6 protein-coding genes are annotated in these 6,000 nt (G+C 64.6%); 3 read left to right on the forward strand and 3 right to left on the reverse strand.

What is annotated here, in order from left to right; genetic code table 11:
• Positions 1–246: 246 nt before the first annotated feature.
• The gene (locus WBQ96_RS25750) at positions 247–2,664 is read right to left on the reverse strand and encodes a membrane-bound PQQ-dependent dehydrogenase, glucose/quinate/shikimate family (protein WP_336555456.1); all 2,418 of its coding nucleotides are present in this window, start codon (positions 2,662–2,664) and stop codon (positions 247–249) included.
• A gap of 216 nt (positions 2,665–2,880) precedes the next feature.
• Between WBQ96_RS25750 and WBQ96_RS25755 the strand changes: the two genes are divergently transcribed.
• Both WBQ96_RS25755 and WBQ96_RS25760 read left to right on the forward strand, forming a co-directional pair.
• On the forward strand, positions 2,881–3,303 hold the full coding sequence (locus WBQ96_RS25755; RefSeq protein ID WP_336555457.1) for a MarR family winged helix-turn-helix transcriptional regulator: 423 nt from the start codon (positions 2,881–2,883) through the stop codon (positions 3,301–3,303).
• A gap of 33 nt (positions 3,304–3,336) precedes the next feature.
• The gene (locus tag WBQ96_RS25760) at positions 3,337–3,891 is read left to right on the forward strand and encodes a sugar O-acetyltransferase (protein WP_336555458.1); all 555 of its coding nucleotides are present in this window, start codon (positions 3,337–3,339) and stop codon (positions 3,889–3,891) included.
• A gap of 7 nt (positions 3,892–3,898) precedes the next feature.
• On the opposite strand, the gene WBQ96_RS25765 is transcribed toward WBQ96_RS25760, so the two are convergent.
• On the reverse strand, positions 3,899–4,882 hold the full coding sequence (locus WBQ96_RS25765; protein WP_442920896.1) for a helix-turn-helix domain-containing protein: 984 nt from the start codon (positions 4,880–4,882) through the stop codon (positions 3,899–3,901).
• A gap of 124 nt (positions 4,883–5,006) precedes the next feature.
• Here WBQ96_RS25765 and WBQ96_RS25770 point away from each other — a divergent pair, with 124 nt between their 5' ends.
• Positions 5,007–5,648 (forward strand): cysteine hydrolase family protein, encoded by a 642-nt coding sequence (locus tag WBQ96_RS25770; RefSeq protein WP_336555459.1) that lies wholly within the window; start codon positions 5,007–5,009, stop codon positions 5,646–5,648.
• Between the two features lie 241 nt (positions 5,649–5,889).
• Here WBQ96_RS25770 and WBQ96_RS25775 read toward each other — a convergent pair.
• Positions 5,890–6,000: formate--tetrahydrofolate ligase (locus WBQ96_RS25775; protein ID WP_336553949.1), on the reverse strand; the 111-nt coding region annotated here is incomplete at its 5' end.

Here is a 6,000-nt window from a genome sequence, read left to right on the forward strand (position 1 = left end):
CTGGCGAGCCAAATCGCGCATCGGATAGTCCGGTAAGCCCCCGCGGCCACGCGGTCAGCACAATCATCTCTGATTGTGGCGCTGCTATGCCTAGATTAGGATTTTTGAGCGAAAAATCTACAGCCGGCGCATCTTTTTTGCCGGAAAATAGCTCGTTTGGGCGAGTTGCGCGCCACCTGAAACCAAAAACACCGCACGGTTGCCCGTGCGGTGTTTTTGGTTTCAACGGGGTTGTGACCCGTCGTATCAGTTCTTTTTCGGCAGGGCGTAGGCGACGATGTAGTCGCCACGATCCGGCGACTGGCGTGCGCCGCCGGCCGAGATGATGACGAACTGACGCCCGGTTTCGGGCGAGGTGTAGGTCATCGGCGTGGCCTGCGCGCCGACCGGCAGGCGACCTTTCCACAGTTCCTCGCCGGTCGTCACGTCGATGGCGCGCAGATAGTAGTCCTGCGTGCCGGCGTAGAAGACGAGACCGCCCGAAGTCGTCATCGGGCCGCCGAGCGAAGGCATGCCGATCGGGATCTGCAGGCCGGTCTTCATGCCGAGCGGACCGGTGTCCTGCAGCGTGCCGGCCGGAACCTGCCAGACGAGCTGGCGCGACTTCAGGTCGATGGCGCTGATGGTGCCATAAGGCGGCTGATGGCATGGCACGCCGAGCGGCGACATGAAGCCGTTCTTCAACGCGCCATAGGGCGTGCCGAGCTGCGTGCCGAGGCCGTCATGGGCAGCCGACGGGCCGTAATTGTCGGCCTGTTCGCGCGGCAGAAGCGTGACGAACTGCGGCATGCGGATGTCGTTTACGATCAGCAGGCCATTGGCTTCGTCGACCGAGGCGCTGCCCCAGTTCATGCCGCCGTAATAGCCCGGATAGATCAGGCTGTAGTCGGTCCTCGGCGGCGTGAACTCGCCGTCATAACGCATCTTCTTGAACTCGATGCGGCAGTAGAGCTGGTCGAAGGGTGTGGCACCCCACATGCGCGCCTCGGTGAACGGTTCGGTGCCGATCGAAGGCATGCCGGTGGAATAAGGCTGGGTCGCCGACGTCCAGTCGCCTTCAGCAGCACCCTGCGGGACGGGCTTTTCCTCTACTTCGGCGATCGGCTTGCCGTCGCGGCGGTCGAGCATGAAAATCTGCCCGCGCTTGGTGACCTGGATCAGCGCGGGGGCGGTGCCGCCCTTGCCATCCGGTACGTCGTAGAGGGCGGGCTGCGAAGGCACGTCATAGTCCCAGATGTCGTGATGGACGGTCTGGAACTTCCAGCGTTCGCGGCCGGTGGCGATGTCGAGGGCAACGACGGAGGAGGAGTATTCCTCCGCTTCCTTCGAGCGGTGGCCGCCCCAGAAGTCGGGCGTGGCATTGCCGGTCGGCAGGTAGACGAGGCCGAGCGCGTCGTCATAAGCCGGCGTCGACCAGACGTTGGGCGTGCCGCGGGTGTAGCTTTCGCCTTCCGGCGGCAGCTTGGTGATGGCGGGGTTGCCGAGATCCCAGGCCCAGACCAGTTCGCCGGTCTTGGCGCTGAAGGCGCGGACGGCGCCGGAAGGCTCGCCGGTCTCGACATTGTCCCACACCCAGCCGCCGATGAGGATCAGGTCGCGCATGACGGTGGGGGCAGAGGTCTGGAAGTAGAAGCCGGGCTTGATCTCGCCCATGCCCTGCTTGAGATCGACCGTGCCGCCGGTGCCGAAATCGGCACAAGGCTCTCCGGTCTTGGCGTCGAGTTCAATCAGGCGCGCATCGATCGTGGTCATGACGATGCGGGCGGCACATGCAGCCGTTACCGGTGCGACCGGAGCGGCAGGCTGTGCGGTAACAGCACCGTCCGCAGGAGCAGCAGGCGCAACCTCGGCCGGCGTTGCTACCGGCTCGTAATAGCTGACGCCACGGCAGCGCTGCCACAACGGCGCCTTGGCCTGGGGGTCGAACTTCCACTTCACTTCGCCCGTGTCCGGGTTCAGCGCGTTGACGATGTTGGTGGGCGAGCAGGTGTAGAGCGTGTCGCCGACGAAGAGCGGCGTGTTCTGGTCCTGCGCGGAGCCTGCCGGCGTATCGCCGGAGCGGAATGTCCAGGCGACTTCGAGGCCGCTGACATTGTCCTTGTTGATCTGGTCGAAGGGCGCGTAGCGCGTGCCGGCCGGCGTGCGGCCATAATGGCGCCAGTCGCCGGCGCTTGCCGCGGCTGCGGGAACCACAGGCTTCTCAACCTTGGCGAAGGCGTTGCGTGTCACTTCATGCGGCTGGAAGGCGTAGATGCCGGTGGCGATCAGCGCCAGAACGAGCAGGCCGGCGACCGCGAAGGGACCGCGCTTTCTGGTCGAATACGGAAACACCGGCAGAAGCAGCAGCGCCAGAACGGCGAGCACGGTCGGCGCGACGAGGCGCGGCACGAGCGGCCAGAAGGCAAGGCCAGCTTCCCACAGCGCCCAGACGATGGTGGCGAGGAAGACCAATGCATAGAGCCAGAAGCCGGTCTTGTGGCGCAGCGCATAGAGAATGCCGGAAAGGATGATGCCGAGGCCGGCAAGCGCGTAATACCACGAGCCGCCAAGGAAGATGAGCTGAGCGCCGCCATAAACCAGCGGCAGGCCGATGATCACCAGGATCACGCCGAATAGCACCAGCAGCCAGGAGCCGCCGGGTCTGGATGAAGTTTGTTCTGCCATGTTGCCTTACTCGCAAAGTTGAACCGGATGCGGGACCGTGCGGTTGATTTGGGATCGGCCCGGACCATCGTATCGACGGTTCGAAACCGGCCTCGCCAACCTTCCGGGTAGGCAACTGAGCGTCGCCTGCGAGGGAGAATCTGATCGCATCCTAATAGATAGTATGTTATCTTTTCGGGGATGTCCAAGCAAGGTTCGAACCGAGCCAAATTCGGAATGCACATACTGGCCGTTGCCAGGCTGTGGCGGCGCGCGGCCGACCAGGCGCTCGACGATTGCGGGCTGTCGCACGCCACCGCCATGCCTTTGCTGACGCTGTCGCGGCTGGGCGACAATCTCCGCCAGGGCGTCATCGCCGACCAGCTCGGGCTGGAAGGGCCGTCGCTGGTGCGCGTGGTCGACCTGCTGTTGGCCGAGGGGCTGGTGACGCGGGCCGAAGACCGCGCCGACCGCCGCGCTAAGATCCTGACGCTGACGGTGACGGGCCGGGCGCGCGTGGAGAGGATCGAGAAAATCCTAGCGCGGCTGCGCGCCGAGCTTCTGGCCGACGTCGGCGACGAAGAGCTCGACGCCATGGTCGGGGTGCTCACGCGGCTGGAAGAAAAACTGCTCGCACGCGAAGCCGACTCCGACGCATGATCCCTGGCCGGAATGGCCTTGATGAGGAACGCGATGGGTGCCAGCGAACGCGAGAAAATGGCGGCGGGCGAGTGGTATGTATGCATCGATGCTGAACTCGATGCGCTGAGAACCGCAGCGCAGGAGGCGGTGTTCGAGCACAATTCGCTGCCGCCCAGGCAGCGCGGCAATATCGGCCCGGCGCTGCGGCAACTGTTTGCGGCAGTGGGCGAAAACGCCCGCGTCGAAGCGCCGTTCTATTGCCCCTATGGCTTCAACATTTCGCTCGGCGATGGTGCCTTCATCAATGCCGGCTCGGTGATCCTCGATACCGCGCCGGTGCGCATCGGCGCCGGCACGCTGCTGGGGCCAGCCGTGCAAATCTATTGCGCCGAGCATCACAAGGATGCCGGAAAACGGCGGGCCGGGCTGGAGATCGCGCGGGCAGTCACCATCGGCGAAGGCGTGTGGATCGGCGGCGGCGCGATCATTCTTGGCGGCGTGACGATCGGCGATGAAGCGATTGTCGGTGCGGGTGCCGTGGTGACGAAGGACGTGCCGGCGGGTGTGACGGTGGTCGGCAATCCGGCGCGGGTGGTGCGCGGCTGAGGCAGCGTCAGGCCATCGCCTCGAAGCGCTTCGAGAATTCCCGGCGATATTGGGCGGGCGAGGTTTTCAGCCTCGCGGCGAAATGCTGGCGCAGGGATGTGGCGCTGCCGAAGCCGGCCTCGAAGGCGATTGCGTCGATGGATTTCTCCGTCGATTCCAGAAGACGCTGCGCCAGCGTCACGCGCTGGTCGGTCAGCCAGTCGCCGAAGCTGGTGCCGAGCGTTTTCTGGAACCTGCGGGTGAAAGTCCGGCGGGTGAGGCCGGCGTCGTCTGCTACGTTGTCAAGGCTGTGGGCCTGGCCGAGGCTCGCGCGAACGCCATCCAGAGCCTGCATGAAGCGATCTGTGGCCGGTGCCTTGGCCACCGGCTTTTCGATGAATTGCGCCTGGCCGCCCTGACGGTGCGGCGAAAGCACGATGCGCCGGGCGAGCCGAAGTGCTGCTTCCGCGCCATAGCGGGCGCGCATGATGTGCAGGCAGCAGTCCAGTCCGGCAGCCACGCCTGCCGAGGTAACGACATCGCCATTGTCGACATAAAGCACTTCCGGGTCGACGGTGATGTCCGGATAGAGCGCGGCAAGCTGGTCGGCGAAGGCCCAGTGCGTCGTCGCGCGGCGGCCGGACAAGAGCCCTGCCGCAGCGATCGCGAACGTGCCGAGGCAGAGGCCGACGATGAGCGCGCCGCGCGCATGGGACGCGCGCAGGGCGTCGATGAATGGCTGGGGCACCGGGGCGTCCAGATCCTTCCAGCTCGGCACGATGACGATATCGGCCCCGTCGAGCCCTTCCAGCCCATGCGGGGCAAGTAGCGTCATGCCGGTGCCGGTTTGAAGCGGCCCGGGGTCGATGGCGCAGACGCGGAAATCGAAGCGCGGCAGGTCGAACGCGGTCCGGTCCTCGCCGAAGACCAGGCATGGCACGGAAAGATGGAACGGGCTGATGCCGTCAAAGGCAATCGTGGCGACGACGGGTGGGTTGATGGCGGCTGTCATGCTTGTCTGACCGTGAAAGCATGGATTGTCCCAATTCTTTCGAATATTGTCAATCGGGCCAATTTTGGGTTGCGGCGGCCGTGGTAATGTCGGTCATCCCTTACGCAACCGAAAGGAAGAGGCCATGTCCACAAGCACCGCCCCGCGCCGCGCGCTGATCGTCGTCGACGTGCAGAACGAATATGACCGCGGCGGCAATCTCGCCATCCAGCATCCGCCGTTCCAGGAAACGGTGCTCAATGTCGCGAAGGCGATCGACGCGGCCACTGACGCCGGCGTCAAGATCGTCGTCGTCAAGCAGCTTGCGCCGGAAACCTCGCCGGTCTTTGCCGCGGGAAGCCATGGCGGCGAACTGCATCCCGAAGTCGCGAAGCGGCCGCGTGATCATTATGTGGAGAAGAAGCTGCCCAGCGCCTTCACGGACAGCGACCTTGAGGAATGGCTGCGCGCCAATGCCATCGATACGATCACGGTGATCGGCTACATGACGCATAATTGCGACCTGTCGACCATCATCCATGCCCTGCATATGGGCTTTGCGGTCGAGTTCCTGAGCGATGCAAGCGGCTCGCTGCCGTATGCCAACAGCGCCGGCTATGCCTCGGCGGAGGAAATCCATCGCGTCATGACGGTCGTCCTGCAGTCGCGTTTCGCCGCCGTGCTGAAGACCGACGAATGGGTCGGCCATCTCAAGGCGGGCACATTGCCGGAACGGGATAATATTCCGGCGTCGTATCAGCGGGCGCTGTCTAAGCAGGCGGCGTAGGGCGGTTTGCCTCGCTGTGAACGGCAAGGCGGGCGCGTCTGAAGCACCCCCACCCCTAACCCCTCCCCACAAGGGGGAGGGGGATCGGATGCGTCTTTGCAAGGCATCGTCGACTAACGGTAACGGTTTGCGCGGCATAGAGGCTGCGAAGTTTCCCTCCCCCTTGTGGGGAGGGGTAGGGGTGGGGGTTGGCTCAATCCGCTTTGCGGATTGAGCCGGCCTTCGGCCGACGCTCAGATCCTCAAAACAACCCCTCGATCTGCCCCTTGTCGTTGAGGAAGATCCTCTCCGACGACGGTGTCCTGGGCAGGCCTGGCATGGTCATGACCTCGCCGCAGATGGCGACGACGAA

It is taken from the genome of Mesorhizobium sp. CCNWLY176, assembly GCF_037153935.1.
Classification (GTDB): domain Bacteria; phylum Pseudomonadota; class Alphaproteobacteria; order Rhizobiales; family Rhizobiaceae; genus Mesorhizobium_M; species Mesorhizobium_M zhangyense.

Bases quoted from the DNA above. Each gene is read 5' to 3' on its own strand.
- WBQ96_RS25750 (WP_336555456.1), bottom strand. From the start codon at position 2,664: ATGGCAGAACAAACTTCATCCAGACCCGGCGGCTCCTGGCTGCTGGTG.
- WBQ96_RS25755 (WP_336555457.1), top strand. From the start codon at position 2,881: ATGCACATACTGGCCGTTGCCAGGCTGTGGCGGCGCGCGGCCGACCAG.
- WBQ96_RS25760 (WP_336555458.1), top strand. From the start codon at position 3,337: ATGGGTGCCAGCGAACGCGAGAAAATGGCGGCGGGCGAGTGGTATGTA.
- WBQ96_RS25765 (WP_442920896.1), bottom strand. From the start codon at position 4,882: ATGACAGCCGCCATCAACCCACCCGTCGTCGCCACGATTGCCTTTGAC.
- WBQ96_RS25770 (WP_336555459.1), top strand. From the start codon at position 5,007: ATGTCCACAAGCACCGCCCCGCGCCGCGCGCTGATCGTCGTCGACGTG.